This is a genomic window from Actinoplanes sp. CA-131856 (genome assembly GCF_050956135.1).
Classification (GTDB): Bacteria; Actinomycetota; Actinomycetes; order Mycobacteriales; family Micromonosporaceae; genus Actinoplanes.
In genome coordinates this window covers 8,576,053-8,590,615 of sequence record NZ_CP191849.1, presented here as the reverse complement: position 1 = coordinate 8,590,615, position 14,563 = coordinate 8,576,053, and the positions used below count along the sequence as shown (strand labels likewise).

Here is a 14,563-nt window from a genome sequence, read left to right as displayed (position 1 = left end):
CGATGGCCGAGGGGAAGGGGCCAGCCGGCTCCAGGCGTTCCCAATAGGAGTCCCGCCTCCACAACCCAGGACATCGGTTCCATCCAAGTGCGTCTTGGGGACTAAGTGGTCCCGGTCGTAAATCCTTCGGGGGTTATGCAGCCAGGGTGAGTGCGTCAGGCTGGTGATCGCAGCCGGTGGGTTGTTGGGGGTTTTGCTCTTTCTGTTCGTGTCGCTCGATCCGGGCCATGAGGTCCTCGAGGTCGGCCGGGGTGAATCTCCATCTGAAGGGCCGGGCGGTCGCGTTGTAGCGCTGCTCGAAGGCGGTGAGCCGGTCTTCGACCTGGTCAAGGCTGGTGAAGTCGTTGGGTGTGAGGACCTTGCGCTGCACGATCGAGAAGTAGATCTCGATCTGGTTGAGCCAGGAGGCGTGGGTCGGGGTGTGGACCATGACCGCGTTCGGGAACCTGCGGGCGAGACGGTCGGCGGCGGCCTGACCGCGGTGCGAGGAGCCGTTGTCGACCACCCAGAACACCCGTTTCGCCGAGGCGTAGGGCTCTTGGGTCATGACCTGTTCGACCAGAGTCATGAACGGCGCGATGCCGGTCTTCGTGTTGCGGTGCGAGAAGATGCGCGCCTGGTGGACATCGTAGGCGGCCAGGTAGGCCAGGGCGCCTTTGCGCTGGTATTCGTGGTTGACCCGCATCGTTCGGGCGACGCCGGGTGCCAGGGTGGGGTGGCAGCGGCAGCGGGCCTGGATGCTGGTCTTCTCATCGCTGGAGATCACGTACTCGTCCGGCCCGAGACTGATGCCGTCGAAGGTGCGGGCGTAAAGGTCGAGCACGCGGGTGGCTTTGACGGCGAACTGCGGGTCGCGGATGAAGATCCAGGACTGATGTTGCCAGGGCTTGATCGTGTCGCGGGCCAGGATCCGGCGGATGGTCGACGCCGAGATCGCCGCGACGATGCTGCGGTCGACGGCTTGCGCGGCCAGGTCCGGGCACGTCCACTTCGACAAGGGTGTGCCTGTCTCGGCCGGCAATTGGCAGGCCAGGGCTTTGACCTCAGCGACCTGGATCGGAGTGAACCGGCCCGGTCGTCCCGGCCGGGGCCGGTCGGCGAGCCCGGCCAGGCCTTCGTCGGCGAACCGGCCTCGCCAGCGCCGCACGGTGTCGACGGTGACCTCATGCCGGCGGGCGATCGCCGCGTTAGTGTGCCCGCGGTCCGCGTCGCAGATGATCCGGGCCCGGATGACCTGTTGATAGCCGGCGGTGTGGGAGTAGGCGAGCAACCTCAGCTGCCGTCGTTCGGTGGTGCTCAGCGTGATGGGTCGTGCGTGAGGGACAGGCACCGGCCAGCTTCCATCGAAGGCGATCTTGTCAGGGCCGGACGAGGATGCCGGTCAGGCGTGCCGGAACCAGGCAGGACACGCCGCAGGGGCAGGATGTGAACCCATGCCGGTCATTCCTGCCTCCACCAAGACGTCTCTGCCGCAGCGGCTGCGTGCCCGGGCCAAGGCAAACTGGCCGCAGCTGGCCGGAGTCCACGTGCGCTACCACGCCCAGTTCGCCTACGTCACCGTCGAATTGACCGGCGGTGAGCAGTTGCCGGTAATGCGGCTGCGTTACAGCGGCTCCGCCCACCGCTGGAGCCTGGCCACCTACCGGCCCAGCAACAACAGCTACGAAGACCAACACTGGTTCAGCGGCACCACCGAAGAAGCCCTCGACTTCGTCTGCGACGTCCTCATCAGCCCCGTCATCGACCGGCCTTATCCACGCCCCGAACCGTCAACCCCCGAAGGACTTACGAACTGAAGCACTAAGCAAGGGGCGCCCAGCGGGGCGCCCCTGCCGTTCTGCCTTCCGTGCCGCGTCAGCAGTGATCGACGCGGGCCTGATTCACGATTCGGTTGGCAGACACAAAACCATGGACCATGATCGGACGGCCGGTGTATGGGCTGTAGCCGGCTCCGTCGACGTAGAACCAGCGGTTCGTGCCGTCGGCCCAGGCGTAATCCACCCAGCAGTGCATGGTGACGGGGAAGTTCGCCCAGATTCCGCCGACAATGCTGGAGTACGGCGTGGGCGCCGTGTAGGCGACCGTCAGGCTATTCGTCTTGGGCGATTCGACAGCCTGAGCGGGCGCGACCGTCGCGGCGGTGAGTGCGATGCCGAGGACACCGGCCGCGAACAGTCGCGACACCGTTGCGATCCTGCTCTTTCGAGCTCGGACGATGGACACTTTACTTCCCCCTCTTTCGTGGGACTTGGTAGCGAGTGTGCGGTCGGCCGGTCAACTGGCGGTCCGGTCGGGGAAGAACTGTGAACACCCAGGTCTTGTGCGTGATCACCGCTGCGCTGGACGCTGCTTGATGTGACCGAAATAGCGGAGCCGGATCTGCCGGGCCGCGTCCTTCGCGCCTGGCGTGAGCATGCCCGGATGTCCGCGGCTGATCTTGCTCGCGCCATGCCGGTTCAGCCCAGCGCGGTGTCCATGTGGGAGAGCGGCCGCCGAGCGCGGCGGCTGGGCGCGAGCGTGAACACCATCCGGCGGATCGGCGAGAGGCTCGGCCTCGACAGCCGGAGGCAGGAAGCGCTTGTCGGCATGTGGCAGGCGGCTGGGTCCGTGCTGGCTGTTGCGCCAAGGCAGGCGTGGACGCACAACTATCAGCCGCCGTCCGGGCCGGTCTGGCTCTGGCTGCGTGCGATGCCCGGTCGGCAGCCCGCGGCCGCAACGTTGGAATGGGGCGCGTTCAGTGGCCGCGTGGGGGCGCAGATCTCCGAGGCTGGCGTGATCGTGTCGTCGCCGACGAGCGTCCCCAACCCACCTCTGCAGGTCGTGTTCGACCAGCCTGGGTGGGTTGACTTCGGGCGGGGGATCGTGCCGGACGACGTCGCCGGCACACTCGGCATCCAATTGGTCGACGGCCGGGAGATAATGGGCAAGCAGATGCCTCTCGCGCCACCTTTTGCGCCAGGAGAGGAGCATGTACGGCCGTTGCGGCCGTGGTTCGCTCGCGCGCGTGCCCTGGCGGGTCAGCTGGGCATGCGATGGGCGCTCATCTCACCCCAGCTGGGAACTATGCGTCCTGGCAGGTCGTGGCATGCGCTCGACGCGACAGCCGTGGAGGCGACGGTGTGGCCGGGCGCGACCGTCACGGACGACGGCGGCCTGGTCAGTCAGCTGCTGCTGTCCCCGGAGGAGCTTCGGCGGTTGCGCGCCGCCAGGGGACTTTCCCGGCGAGATGCCGCGAAAGCCGCCACGAAATTGGATGAGGTGAATCCGTTGACGAGCAAGTCGCTGGAGCACCTGGAGACGCGCGGCCGGATGCCTGAAAGTGCCTAGGTGCTGGCTCGGCTAGACACCGTCTACCACGCGGATGGCCGGCTGGGGATTGACCGCGTATTCGATTCCCGGACCCGTCAGCCGGATCGAAAGCACGGCTTCGAGGTGATATTTCCCCGGTTTTGGGTCGGCCCGATCTGGCTTCAGGTGCGCGGCCCGGATCCGACAGCGGAAACGACCATCGATCTCGTGTGGGGGCCGTGGCGCAGGCGGCAGCGCGTTCGCTCGGGGACCGTGATCACAACGCGGAAGGCAACAACCGACGCCCCGGAATTGGCTGTCAAGGTGCCGACCGACTGGGGATTCGCGGCCGGGTTAGGGGCCGTACCCACAGCGGTGGACATCAACAAGGGCTGGTTCCCGGTGAGTGCGAAGGCTGCGGTGTCGCTCATCAGAGACGGGCTAGCCGCGGTCGCCAATGGCTTCCGAACGTGAGACTCAGCCCAGTCACTCGAAGATTGGAATGCTCCTGCAAAGTCCTAGGTAAGTTACCTTCGCGGTTAAGGCGCGGCGCCGAGATCACGGCACGGCCTCGGCGACATCCCCTGTACCGGTATTTGCCTCGGCGACGGTGCGCAAGAGCGGAAAGGAGAGTTGCCTCGTGCATGGGACCGCTGGGTCCCCCGAACGTCGGGTTCTAGGCCGGTGACCGGAAAATCCTGCGCGAGACTCGACTCGCCGTCGGACTTCTGTTCACCGCTCTCCTGACCGGCCTGTCCGGCTGCGGCGCTGACGCGCCAGAGACAACCCCCGCGGCCGCGCCTGCCGACAGCGAGTCCGCCCCTACCGAGGTGGATGACGATGGCACCCCTGGGGCTGCGCCAGCGGATGTCCATTTCACCGCCGGGCAGACCGCGCACATCGCCGACGAAGGCATCGCCATCGACGTGACCGTCGCCTCGCCGAAAATCATCAAGGCACCCGAGTTCTGGTCCGGGACGTCGGTGGTGATCGCAACCGTGGCGATCAACGTGACGACCGGGCAATTCTCCTACGACGAGACCGCGTTCACGCTGGTGCTCGACGACGGCACCCGCATCGATGCGAGCACTGTCGCCAGTGACGAGGGTCTGCCTGGTAAGGCGCTGGGCAGCGGGAACCTCACCGCGCCCGACAAGGCCAAAGGTTTGATCACCTTCTCCGGCGAGCACCTGCCGAAGACGCTGATCGGCACGAAGATCCAACTGCGCGACGACGCGGCCGGGCGCGACTGGGCACTTCGGCTGACGCCGCCGGCCCCGGTAGCGCTGATGGCGGTTCACGTACGGCGGGAGTCGCCTCTCGTCAGGCGATCTTGGCCGTCCGGCGGCTTGTCCGGGCTTGGGCCGTCGCGTATGAACGATCACTGTGGGTGATCCGGACCGGGGGAGTAAGCGGTTGGCGACGGATGGGCTGTCCCTGGAGGAGGCCGTGCGGGCGGCCGTCGAGCAGGGCCAGGAGGAATTGACCCGGTTGGACGGGCTCACCGGTGAGTTGGCCGAGGCGTTTGCGGGCGCCGGGCCGGAGTCGTTCGAGCGCCTGGCCGGCTTCATCCGCTGGTTTCCGGGTGATTTGCGCGCCCATTTGGACGCCGAGCGTGCGTCGCTCGGGGCGTTCAATATCGTGTTCTTCGGGCGTAGCGGGGTTGGCAAGAGCACCTTGCTGTCGGCGTTCGGTCGGCTCGACGGGGGGCATGTCTCCCGGTGGGCGGCGAGCGATTGGACCACCGATGTCAACTTTGTCGACTGGCGCGGTTGCCGGCTGTTCGATGTGCCCGGGATTAACGGCTGGGGCCGTACCGAGAGCCGGGACAGCCTTGAGGCGAAGGCGCGTAAGGCGGTTGCGGTCGCTGACATCGTTCTGCTTTGTTTCGACACCCAGAATCAGCAGGCGCTGGAGTTCAAGAAGATCGCCGCGTGGATTCGCGATCACGGTAAGACCGCGTGTCAGTTGGGGTTGTTGCTGGTCAACAGGTTGAGGCGGTCGGCGCGTCGGAAGCAGATCAGAGCGCAGGCCAGGCGCAGGAATCCGAGGTAGTGAGATGCCTTGCGCTCGTAGCGGCGGATCAGGCGCCGGAATCTGGTGGTCCATTCCAGGCAGCGTTCGATGACGTAGCGGTGCCGGCCCAGGTGCTTCGATGACTCGATGCCCGGCCGGGCGATGCGCGGCATGATGTTGCGTTCCCGCAGCAATTCGCGGCATCCGGGGTAGGCGTAGCCCTTGTCGCCGTGCAGCTTCGCCGGCCGTTTGCGTGGGCGGCCGGCGGGCTGGCGGATCGGCCGGAGGCCGTCGACCATGTCCTGCAGCATCTTGTGGTCGTTGAGGTTGGCGGCGGAGATGTCCACGTGAACAGGCAGTCCGCCGCGTTCGCTGATGGCGTGGATCTTGGAGCCGGGCTTGCCCCGGTCTACCGGGCTGGGCCCGGTGAGATTCCCCTTTTGAGCGCGCGGACGTGCATGCTGTCGATACTCGCCCGTGACCAGTCGATGTGCCCGGCGACACCGAGGATGTCCAGCATCGCCTGATGCAGACGGGTCATCACGCCAAGGCTGACCCACTCGGAGAACCGGCGGTGCGCGGTACGCCAGTGCACCGGGAACGACCCAGGCAGCTTGCGCCACGAGCAGCCGGACTCCAGCACGTAGACGATCGCCGCGAGCATCGCCCGGTCATCAGTGCGCCGCCGGCCACCACCCTGATGCCTTTCCGGATGCGCAGGCAGCAGGGGCTGCGCGAGATGCCACAACGCGTCTGGGCAGTACTTCTCCACGTCATCCACGCCAGGTCAACGAATGACCTTGTAATTCAACAACCCCAAACGACACACGGTCTAAGCCGGTGGTGGCTGTCCTCAACGTTCGCAACGATCGTTGGCGGCATCCGGCTCTGGTGCCTGAGCGGGGTCGCCGGAATCTGTCGGAGCAGGTACGTCAGCACGCCGACAACATTCGTACCCAACTGGCGCAGATCGAGTTGCCCGGCACCCCGGTCGTCGCGGTCCAGAGCCGGCGGGCACTGTTCGCCCGGGCCGCCACACCGTTTCGAGGGCTCAGCCCGGACGGTTTCCGGACCGAACGGGAGCGGTTCGGGACTGATTACCTGGAACGCTGGTCGAACTTCGGCACGCTGGAGCGCCTGATCGTCACCGCGATCGCCGAGGGCGCTGCCGATCTGCGGCTGGCCGCGGTCCGCCAGGACATCCGGTTCCGGTGTCGGCGCGGGATCGGCGAGCTGACGGAGCTGGCGGCCGAGATCGAGCAGCGGGCGCTGGCGGGGGAGCGGGGGGTCGAGTCGTTCTTCGCCGTGCTGGGCTACCCGGACGACGCAGAACGGGCCGCGTGGTTGCACGACCCGGTGTTTGGCGCGGATCTGGTCGGTGTGTCTGAGCGGGCGCGTGGGGTTCCGTACACGTCGCCGGCGCTGGGCGCGCTGGAGCGTTACGTTCGGCATCTGGGCGCCTCGCATCTGGCCAAGTGCCATCGGCAGGCGAAGGTTCGCGTCGACGAGCTGATCCAGCGGGCGGCCGCCGAGCAGATCGTGATTGACGAGGCGACGTTCACCGAGGCGGCCTACGACCAACAGGAGATCGCCGCGGCGTTGGATGCGGTGTGGGACGACTGCGCGGCGTTCCTGCGGCGCGAGCTGCACGTCGAGGTGGACCTGGCGCCGCTCGACGACGAGTCGGGGCAGCGGCATGCCGCGCGGATCCTCGGCACCGAGGGCAGCGGCGTTGCCGGCGGGGTGGTCCGTGGCACCGGTATCGCGCTGGGTGCGGGCGCTCTCGCGGTGCCGGTGGCCGCGCTGGTGATCTTCTCCAATCCGATCGGCTGGGTGGTCGGATTGACCGCGGCCGGCGTCGGCATCGCCGGGCAGATTCAGCAGCACTTCGGCAAGAAGATGACCGACAAGAAGGCGGAAGCGGCTCGCAAGGCGGTGGCGCAAGCGATCGCCGACTGCCACGATGCGGTGGACCGGACTTTCGCCGGCTACGAGAACGCGCTGGTCGGTCACAGCCGTGCGGTGGCGTGGTCGCTGTTGGGTTCCGCGGTCAGCGAGTCGCTGCGTGCCGCGGTCGAGCTGCGCACGGCGCACGAGCGGGCGGGTCGGTTGACCGAGAGTCTGAGGTCCTGCACGGACGCGATCGACCCGGCTCCGGCGGTGACCAGCGTGTTGATGCGGGCGCAGCAGCGAATTGGGGAGAACCCGGCCGAGGTGGTCCGGGTGATGCTGGGCGAGGACTGGCTGGCGGCCGGGGCCGAGGTGCGTCCGGCCCCGGCCGACCCGGCCGCTGTCGAGCTGTATGCCGAGCGCGCGGAGCAGGATCGCGGCCGGTTGGCGGGCGCCGTGGGCGCGGCGTTCACCACCTCAACTGCGGCGGGCATCCAGGCCTGGCGCGCCGATCTGGAGGCGGCGGCCCGCTCCCACTCGGAGCTTTTCGACGTCGTACGAACGATGTGGCGCGTCGCCGGGCAGCGGCCGGCATTCGCGGTTCTCGGTGACTACAACTCCGGCAAGTCGTCGCTGCTGCGCCGGATCGTGGTGGACAGCGGCCGCCCGGGGCCGGCGGTGTTCGACATCCGGGCGGTTCCGGCCACCACGGCGGCGACCCGCTACCCGATGGGCCGGTTCGACCTGGTGGACACGCCGGGCCTGCAGAGCGGCAGCGACGAGCACGATAACGCCGCAGCCGAGGCGGTCGTCGAGGCGGCTCTGATATTTGTCGTGGTGCACATCAACGTGCTGGTCGGCGACACGTCGCGGCTCCGGAACCTGGTCGCTGCCAAGAGTCCGCGGACGGTGTTTCTGGTCAACCGCTGTGACGAGTTGGGCGTGGATCCGCTCACCGTGCCCGCGGACTATCTCAACTTGCAGGACCGCAAGCGTGCGGAGCTGCAGGCCGCGTTCGCCTCCGGTGGCGTCGATGTGGACGCCGAGCGGGTGCACTGCCTGGCCGGGGATCCGTTCGGCCTGGCCGGCGACGACCCAGAGGTGACGGCCGCCGACTTCGACGAGAACCGGCTCTGGGACGGTGTGGCCGCGCTGACCGGTGTCCTGGCGGACCTCTCCGATGAGCAGCTGTCCGCCGCGTCGGAGGTGGCCTCCCTCGACGCCGCGGTCATCGGCCTGCGGCGTCACCAGCGGGAGTTGCAGCGTACGGGGGACGAGGACGCCGGCGAGTTGAGCCGGTCCGAGCCGGTGATCGCCGCGCTGCGGGCCGCGGTGAAGGACGCCGTTGTCCTGGACAACTCGCTGCGTGAGGACGCCCGCCGGATGGTGAACCGGCATGTGGTCGCGGCGAAGTCGGCTGTCGCGGGACTCGATCACAAGGACGGCCGGAAGCTGGCCGAGCTCGTCGAGTCCTGGTGGAAGGCGCCGGCGTTCGAGGCCGATCTGGAGCGGTTCCTCGACGAGGCGGGCGTCAAGCTCGACGACTGGCGCAGCGACCACGTCTCGGCGATCGGGCGGGAGATGACCGCCGCCCGGTTTCAGGTGTCGCCCGAGCTCGCGGCCGAATTCGAGGATTCGCGGGAGGCCTGGCACGACGGTGTCGCGGCCGGGGCTGGCAAGGTCACCGGTGCCGCCGCGACGCTGACGAAGGCTCTGGCGAACCGGGACGCGGTGTACACCATCGGCAAGTTCTTCGACGTCAAGTTCAAGCCGTGGGGCGCGGTGAACGGCAGTCTCAAGGTCGCCAAGGCGGGTTAAGTGCTCGGGGCGGTCGGCATCGTGCTGGACACCGCGGCGATGGCCAGGGACAGCTACAAGGCCGGGGAGCACCAGCGCCGGCAGGAATCGGCGCTGCGGACGATCGACGAGGCGGCCGCCGGACTCGTCGACCAGATCCTGAGTCAGGGCCCGGCCGGGCACCTCGAGCAGTGGACCACACAGCTGGAGAGCATGCTCGACGAGCAACTCGAGCGGGCCTCGGCGACCAAGGACCGGATCGACGCGACGACTGTGCGGGCCGAAACCGCGGCTGCCCTGATCGCTTCCGCGGAAGCCCTGGCCGGAACATATGGGGGAAACGAATGACGATGGTGGACATCGAAGCGGTACGGGACTGGCTGGGTCGGCTGCCCGGCGGGTCACTGGCCGACCGGTACGCCAGAGGCTGGGACGCGTTCGGCGCGCTGGACCGGCCGGTCGTGACCCTGTTCGGCGCCTATGACACCGGCAAGAGCTCGCTGCTGCGGCGGCTGCTCGTCGATGCGGGTCGGGAGGTTGCCGGCTGGTTGACGATCAGCGCCCGGCACGAGACCTTCGAGGTCAACGACGCCGAGATCGGCGGGTGCCTGGTGCGGGACACCCCCGGTTTCACCGACGGCGCCGACGATCTGCGGGCGCGGAACAACACCAGCCGGGCATTGGCCGCGGTCGGGCTCACCGACATCGGGGTCGTGGTGATGGCTCCGCAACTGGCTACCGCGGAGCACGAAGTGCTGAAGCGGATTCTCGGGCAGGGGTGGCCGGCTGGAACGATGTGGTTCGTCATCTCCCGGTTCGACGAGGCAGGGGTGAACCCGGAGTACGACCTCGCCGAGTACCGGGCGTTGAGTGAGCACAAGACGCGCGAGCTGCGGCAGATGTTCGGGCTGGACGAGACGGCGCGGATCTTCGTGGTGGCGCCGGACCCGTTCCAGACTGGCGGGCCGGACACCGATCTGGGCCCGGAGACCTGGAACGAGTTCCGGGACTGGGACGGCATGCGTGCGCTCGCTGACGCCTTGGAGACTGTGACACCGTCCGCGCTGCCGCAGTGGCGGGAGGCGGCCGGCCGCCGGTACTGGACGCAGGTGCTCGACGATACCCTTGCCGAGCTGCGGGAACAGCTGGCCGGATACACCGCGCAGGCGCAGGTGGCGGCGCGCGGCGTGGACAAGCGCGACGCGTGGGAGGGCGAGCTCGACGCGCTGGACCAGGCCGCTCAGGCTAGCCTCGAAGGCCTGGTCGATGAGGTGCTGCGGCGCTCGTTCGAACCCGGCGCCGGCGCCGCCGCGGTGCAGGCCGAGATCGAGCGGGCGCTCAGCGAGTGGTTCGCCAAGCACGACGTACCTCTCCAGCGGCTGCTGCAATCGATCCGCAAGAGCAAGGAGCGTGAGCGCGCCCAGCCGTCCTGGGCCGGCTTCGCGTCGTTGGTCAACACCCTCGAGGCAGAGCCAGCGCCGGCCGGAGCCGCAGGCGCCGCCGGCCACGTCGAGACGATCGGCGGCATGGCGATCGGCGTGTTGAAAGCCTTCACCAGCGCCGCCGAGAAGAACCCGAAGGCGAAAAAGAAGGCGGCCGAGAAACTGTCCGAGAAAGCGGCCGAGACACTGGGACAGCACATCGGCACCGCCGAGGCGGTGCTGCCGCTGGCCGTCTACCTGACCGGGCTGGCCGGCGACTGGTGGGCCGATCGCGAGCGGCGCAACCAGGACCGGGCGGCGGCCGAGAAGCAGCGGCAGGTCGTCGCCGACTTCACCCGCCGGGCGCGTGAGACCTGGCAGCCGTATGTCGGCGAGGTGCGCGCCGAGATCGTCGCGCAGACCGCGGACCAGGTCGACCTGGCCGAGAGCCTGCGCCGACTGGTCGAGCAGCTACGCGAGGCGGTGGCAGAGGGGGAGCAGATCTCTCGTCGCTAGGACCGCAGCTCACTCGGGCCGTTGCTGGGTAGGCAACCGTCTCCGTTGTCGCTCGATGTGACCCTGGCCTTCGAACCCGCGGCGGGTCTCGGTCTCATGGTCCGCTGTCTACCTCGGCTGCGGTTTCGTGTTCTGGCGGAAGGTGATAGCGGAAGCGGGTGGGTTCGAGATCGGCGTCTTCTGCTTGCCAGTCTTGCCAGAGTCGAGCTCGACCGCCCCAAGTTCGGATCGGATTGCTGGCCGGGTCGTAGGTGATGTTCTCGACGACGAAGAGATCGCATGGGATGTCTTGCCTTGAGTGTCGGACCTCTGCGTGGGTTAGCTCGACGCTGCTGACGCCGACGGAGCTGCCTTTCACCTCGACATGCCGTACACGGCCGTCCAGCCGGTGGGCGAGCTGCAGGTCGTAAGACTCGTAGGCGCCAACATCGTCGACGTGCCAGTTCTGTGTCTCGTAGTAGCGGGTGGCGTAGGCGACGGCGTGGCGCTCCAAGGCGAGGCGTAGCAACGCGTCGGGGAGACGTCGGTCAGGAGGGGCAGGCGCTGTCGCCTCGGCGGTCACTCGAGCCAGCCTCGAGGAGGGTTCGAGTCTGAGGCGTACCTCATGGAGAATCGCCTCGTGGTCCTCCGCCGGGAAGAAGCGTTCGAGCAGCGCGTTTGCTGCCGCTGCGAGGATCCGTTTGTCCTTCAGAAGGTTCGCCGCATCTGCCGTGAAGCCGGCCGATGGGTTGTGCCTGTCCAACCAGTCCGCACGTGGTGAGTAGGGCTGACGGGGGTTGGGAGAGCTACTCGCAAACTCCCAGAACGGAGACGTTGTCAGATCCCAGAAGGGGTACTGCGGATCTGGGTTGTCCGGCCACTGACCATGCCGGCGGAGAACAACCGTGACCTCATCTCGGAACATCGGCCACGGGATGAGTCGTTCCCCGGTGCAGGCGAACCTGCCGAGAGCCCAGAGCAAGGTCAACGGCTTGTACCGACTACTGAGGTGCTCCATGCCGGGGCGCTCGAGCCGCGCCAGAGCACCGAAGAAAGCGTCCGCGGCGTCGGACAGGCTCGACTGCGGGCCTACATGCTGGACATCCACGGCTAGGAAGCTAACTGACGTAGGTAGCAGGGCGAGGCGTTCGCGAGATCGCGGCGATACTTGGCTGTCGCTGCTGCCGACAGTAGCTCCAGCTCCCGTTCACGATTCGCTTAAAAGATCATGAAACGGCCATGGCGGGATGCGCGGATCTGCCGATGATAGTGCACTTGATCTTATGGTGATGGGGCCGACTCACTTGGCAGGAGAAGTGCCGCGCTGTCATCATCGTTCCTGTGGAGATTCCCGACGAGACCTACAGCCGATACTACGAAGACATTCACTTGGAGGTTGACTGGGATCGCGCCACGCAGATCATCCGGACGGGTGAGTTGTCCGCTAAATTCTTCACATTGCCGTGGTGGCAGGCAGAATCAAGGGATCTTTTCCTTTACGGAACGGAATACAACAAGAAGCGGCTCGCAGAACTACGACGACTCCCGTGGATGACTGCGCCTGATCGCAAGAGATGGCGCGCCGCCGTGCTCTATCCAGGCGTGGCAGACGAGTGGACACCGGTAGCCGTCGGAGTGATGACCCAAGCAGGGCACATTGGCTGTATCGCAGGGGACGTGTGCAATGCCGGCTTGGGCAAGCTAATCCGAGAACTTGAGGTCACCGGCGAGCGTTTTGCGGTACCGCTGCGCCTTTCCGGTTCGGATGCGGCGGTGATGGTTCCAGACGGTAAGGATCTGTCGGTCTTTGACTATCCCTGGGTAGGGGAGGATCCTGAACGCTATAAGAAGGCAGCGCGCCTCAATAGGTCGCACGTCATAGGTCTTTTAATGCTCAAACACGGATTGACGGATCGTTGGCGTTCGTTGGCCGTCAGAATCGCATGCTACGGCGAGGAATCGGGTGTTTCCGTAAGGCGACCGGTGCCGCTCTTCGACGGCGGCAGAGTGATGGTCAGCCTGCGCGAAGAAGAAGCTGAGGCGGCGATCGAAAAGGCTTCGAAGTTGGTGGGATTCGAGATCGTTCCTCGCCCTAGGGGACTCATTGATAAGAGAAGAGCAAATGAGATTGGCAGAATCGACGCGTTGATCACGAGGTATCCCGAGTCAAGCGTGCCGGTGTGTGAGTATGCGCGTGAAAACAATATTCCAATCTTTAGGCCGGACGAATTTATTGGCGGCTTGGCCGAGGCCGCCTTGCGGCAGCAAGACATTTCCTGAGGCGATCAAAGATGTACAGCGTGACCGAGAGACCACGTACGTAGATCATTCCAGCGTCCAGAATCCTCTTCTGAGACGCATGGTCCGTATAGTTGGCAGTTTAGGAAGGCCAGAACCGGCGGCTGCGGCGAAGTCTTGACCAGCCATCCCGCCTCGCGGCGTTCCGGTTCGTCGCGCAGTGCCGTCAGAATGGCTTCCTTCGGAGCTTCGCGGTCGGCAGGATGTACGGATGCCGCTGTTCGAGATGACTACTGATCAGTTGATCGAGGTTCCGTCGACCACGTTCGCCGCCGAGCAGATCCTCGAGCGTGCCGATCTTCAACGGCTGCTCCGGGCGAGGTTGGACATGATCGTTGACGACGTACTGGTCGTTTCCGAGGAGTTCGGAGCGTTCGCCGAGGCCCGTCGCCGTATCGACCTGATCGGCGTAGACCGAGCGGGACACATCGTGGTCATCGAGTTGAAGCGCACCACCGACGGCGGCCATCTCGAACTGCAGGCGTTGCGGTACGCCGCGATGGTCTCGGTCATGACCTTCGACGACATCGTCGAACACTATGAACTGTTCCTCGCGAAGGTGGAACCGGACGCGGTCGAAGAGGCCCGCATTCGTCTCGCCGAGTTTCTCGAGGATGTCGGCGGCGAGGAGGCGGTCCTCAGCAGGGAGGTCCGGGTTGTGCTCGTCGCCGCTGGCTTCGATCGGGAGATCACCACGACGGTGCTGTGGCTCAACGACGTCTACGGACTTGACGTGCGCTGCGTCCGATTGACCCCGTACAAGGTCGACAACCGCCTGCTGCTCGATGTACAGCAGGTCATCCCGCTGCCGGAGGCGAGCCAGCTCACCGTCCAGCTACGTCGCCGCCAAACCCAGGCCCGAGCAGCCGGTTCCGACAACAGGGACTGGACACCGTACGAGATCATCACGCCGGCCGGACGCAGCGAACCGCTGCGCAAGCGCCGAGCTGTGCTTACCATGGTCACCGCGCTACACCAAGCAGGGGTGTCTGCCGCAGACCTCGCGACGGCAGTACCCCGGTCCCGATTTCTGTCCGTGGACGGGACACTCGCCGGCGAGTCGCTGGCGGAGGCCTTCATGAGCGCCTATCCCGGATCTCGCAAGCGGCTCGGTCGGTGGTTCATCGACGCGCCTCTTCATGACAGTGACAAGACCTGGTTGGTCTCGAAGATGTGGGGCACCAACACCGAATCCGTACTCGACCGGCTCCTGGCCCTCGCGCCTACGGACGGATACGGCTACGAAGCCGTTTCTGACAACTGACTCGCACAACGCCGCTCACGTGTTGACGTCATAAAGATGCACTGTCATGCCGAGATGCGTGCATTCGATCATGAAGTCGCGCGTTCACGACTAT

Annotated in this window: 14 protein-coding genes; 10 read left to right on the top strand and 4 right to left on the bottom strand. The window is 66.4% G+C overall.

The window, feature by feature from the left end:
• Nucleotides 1-133: 133 nt before the first annotated feature.
• Nucleotides 134-1,330: an IS630 family transposase gene (locus ACQP2X_RS39260; RefSeq protein ID WP_498690610.1), complete on the bottom strand. Its 1,197-nt coding sequence runs from the start codon at nucleotides 1,328-1,330 to the stop codon at nucleotides 134-136.
• Between the two features lie 103 nt (nucleotides 1,331-1,433).
• On the opposite strand from ACQP2X_RS39260, the gene ACQP2X_RS39255 reads away from it, so the two are divergent.
• Nucleotides 1,434-1,796 (top strand): hypothetical protein, encoded by a 363-nt coding sequence (locus ACQP2X_RS39255; protein ID WP_498690608.1) that lies wholly within the window; start codon nucleotides 1,434-1,436, stop codon nucleotides 1,794-1,796.
• 58 nt (nucleotides 1,797-1,854) lie between these two features.
• On the opposite strand, the gene ACQP2X_RS39250 is transcribed toward ACQP2X_RS39255, so the two are convergent.
• Nucleotides 1,855-2,184 (bottom strand): hypothetical protein, encoded by a 330-nt coding sequence (locus ACQP2X_RS39250; protein WP_498690607.1) that lies wholly within the window; start codon nucleotides 2,182-2,184, stop codon nucleotides 1,855-1,857.
• A gap of 237 nt (nucleotides 2,185-2,421) precedes the next feature.
• On the opposite strand from ACQP2X_RS39250, the gene ACQP2X_RS39245 reads away from it, so the two are divergent.
• The 4 genes from ACQP2X_RS39245 (at nucleotide 2,422) to ACQP2X_RS39230 (ending at nucleotide 5,343) form a co-directional block, all read left to right on the top strand.
• Entirely contained in the window at nucleotides 2,422-3,327 is a 906-nt protein-coding gene (locus tag ACQP2X_RS39245) for a helix-turn-helix domain-containing protein (RefSeq protein ID WP_498690605.1), read from the top strand.
• Nucleotides 3,328-3,762: a hypothetical protein gene (locus ACQP2X_RS39240; RefSeq protein WP_498690603.1), complete on the top strand. Its 435-nt coding sequence runs from the start codon at nucleotides 3,328-3,330 to the stop codon at nucleotides 3,760-3,762.
• Nucleotides 3,763-4,118: 356 nt separating this feature from the next.
• A complete protein-coding gene (locus ACQP2X_RS39235; RefSeq protein ID WP_498690601.1) occupies nucleotides 4,119-4,682 on the top strand; it encodes a hypothetical protein in 564 nt (187 codons plus the stop codon).
• A 22-nt stretch (nucleotides 4,683-4,704) separates the two neighbouring features.
• Nucleotides 4,705-5,343 carry a GTPase gene (locus ACQP2X_RS39230; protein ID WP_498690599.1) on the top strand — a complete coding sequence of 213 codons (639 nt, stop codon included), beginning with the start codon at nucleotides 4,705-4,707 and terminating at the stop codon, nucleotides 5,341-5,343.
• Here ACQP2X_RS39230 and ACQP2X_RS39225 read toward each other — a convergent pair.
• A protein-coding gene (locus tag ACQP2X_RS39225) for an IS5 family transposase (RefSeq protein WP_498701154.1) occupies nucleotides 5,253-6,076 on the bottom strand; the annotation gives its coding sequence in 2 pieces (ribosomal slippage) (nucleotides 5,253-5,744 and nucleotides 5,747-6,076; 822 coding nt in all). The genes ACQP2X_RS39230 and ACQP2X_RS39225 overlap by 91 nt on opposite strands.
• Nucleotides 6,077-6,195: 119 nt before the next feature.
• Between ACQP2X_RS39225 and ACQP2X_RS39220 the strand changes: the two genes are divergently transcribed.
• Genes ACQP2X_RS39220 through ACQP2X_RS39210 form a run of 3 tightly spaced genes read left to right on the top strand, consistent with a single transcriptional unit; the run spans nucleotide 6,196 to nucleotide 10,928 of the window.
• The gene (locus tag ACQP2X_RS39220; protein ID WP_498690598.1) at nucleotides 6,196-9,012 is read left to right on the top strand and encodes a GTPase; all 2,817 of its coding nucleotides are present in this window, start codon (nucleotides 6,196-6,198) and stop codon (nucleotides 9,010-9,012) included.
• Nucleotides 9,013-9,339: a hypothetical protein gene (locus ACQP2X_RS39215; RefSeq protein WP_498690597.1), complete on the top strand. Its 327-nt coding sequence runs from the start codon at nucleotides 9,013-9,015 to the stop codon at nucleotides 9,337-9,339. It begins immediately after the preceding gene.
• A gap of 2 nt (nucleotides 9,340-9,341) precedes the next feature.
• The gene (locus ACQP2X_RS39210) at nucleotides 9,342-10,928 is read left to right on the top strand and encodes a GTPase (protein ID WP_498690596.1); all 1,587 of its coding nucleotides are present in this window, start codon (nucleotides 9,342-9,344) and stop codon (nucleotides 10,926-10,928) included.
• Nucleotides 10,929-11,022: 94 nt separating this feature from the next.
• Here the strand turns inward: ACQP2X_RS39210 and ACQP2X_RS39205 are convergent, their stop codons facing one another.
• Nucleotides 11,023-12,015: a phosphorothioated DNA-binding restriction endonuclease family protein gene (locus tag ACQP2X_RS39205; protein WP_498690595.1), complete on the bottom strand. Its 993-nt coding sequence runs from the start codon at nucleotides 12,013-12,015 to the stop codon at nucleotides 11,023-11,025.
• A 233-nt stretch (nucleotides 12,016-12,248) separates the two neighbouring features.
• Between ACQP2X_RS39205 and ACQP2X_RS39200 the strand changes: the two genes are divergently transcribed.
• Together ACQP2X_RS39200 and ACQP2X_RS39195 are read left to right on the top strand one after the other, a co-directional pair.
• Nucleotides 12,249-13,187, top strand: a complete 939-nt coding sequence (locus tag ACQP2X_RS39200; protein ID WP_498690594.1) for a hypothetical protein — start codon at nucleotides 12,249-12,251, stop codon at nucleotides 13,185-13,187.
• A gap of 229 nt (nucleotides 13,188-13,416) precedes the next feature.
• Nucleotides 13,417-14,469 carry a PDDEXK family nuclease gene (locus tag ACQP2X_RS39195; protein ID WP_498690593.1) on the top strand — a complete coding sequence of 351 codons (1,053 nt, stop codon included), beginning with the start codon at nucleotides 13,417-13,419 and terminating at the stop codon, nucleotides 14,467-14,469.
• Nucleotides 14,470-14,563 lie beyond the last annotated feature (94 nt).